Consider the following 873-nt stretch of genomic DNA (forward strand, 5'->3'; position numbering starts at 1 on the left):
TACAGCCCGCCGTCAGTAATGCACTGCCAGCAGCGAGCGATTGGAGGAAGGGGCGGCGGTTCACAGAGTGAGGTCTCTCACGTCCAAAGCAAGTATTTTTGGGATCTTGACAAGCCGGGCGAAATGTCGTTCCCGGAACCTCATCTCGCAGATCACTTTCCGTATCTCGGGGTTGGATATGAGGTGTCATACAACGTTAGTAGCGACCCCACGGCGTGGGAGACATTCCTATCCTCGTGAAATGAAAACCAGTCATGTCGCTCGTTCATGCGTCTCTAGTCGATAGGTGATGATTTGAGTCCTCAGAGTAGAGGAATCTACGGAGATGGCTCTGTTGAAACCCTCAGACCCTGGCACGAACCGCGTGACACAGACAGAGGCTGTATTCGGCAAACTCCAGTTACGCCATCAAATTTAGTAGCAAACTTTACCCAGTAGTATGTTCTACCAAAGAGTATGGCCACGTCGGTAAAGATGGACGACGACACCAAATCCCGTCTCGAACGGTTACAGGCCGAGATTCGGCTCAAGACGGGAAAGCGAGTAACGCAACAGGAAATCCTCGCACGGCTCGTTGAGCATGCCATTGAGTCCAAGGCGGATCTTATCGACTCGTTCCGTGAGAAACGTGTCCCTCTTGCAGAATCCGAGCGCGAGAAGTTCCACGATGGGATGGTCTCCTCGGGGGTCACGACGACCGAGGAAGACATCGACGACGTGCTGTACGGATGAGTGTCTTCGTCGATACGGGGGTGTTTTTTGCGCATCACGATACGGATTCCGACCGGCACGATCAAGCTGTTAGTGCATTCGACAAACTGTTCGATGGGGAGTTCGGACAACCGTACACGAATGACTACGTTTTCGACGAGA

General features: G+C 52.8%; 2 protein-coding genes and 1 pseudogene. All 3 read left to right on the forward strand.

Features of this window, described 5'->3' with window-relative positions; translation table 11 throughout:
- Positions 1-240 (forward strand): hypothetical protein (locus AUR66_RS22965; protein WP_231727970.1); only part of this gene is annotated, 240 nt, incomplete at its 5' end.
- Between the two features lie 216 nt (positions 241-456).
- Entirely contained in the window at positions 457-732 is a 276-nt protein-coding gene (locus AUR66_RS18410; protein WP_058573186.1) for a hypothetical protein, read from the forward strand.
- Positions 729-873: pseudogene (locus tag AUR66_RS23190) on the forward strand (type II toxin-antitoxin system VapC family toxin); the annotation flags it as partial. The gene AUR66_RS18410 and the pseudogene AUR66_RS23190, both read left to right, overlap by 4 nt.

It is taken from the genome of Haloferax profundi, from assembly GCF_001469865.1.
In the GTDB taxonomy this organism is placed as follows: domain Archaea; phylum Halobacteriota; class Halobacteria; order Halobacteriales; family Haloferacaceae; genus Haloferax; species Haloferax profundi.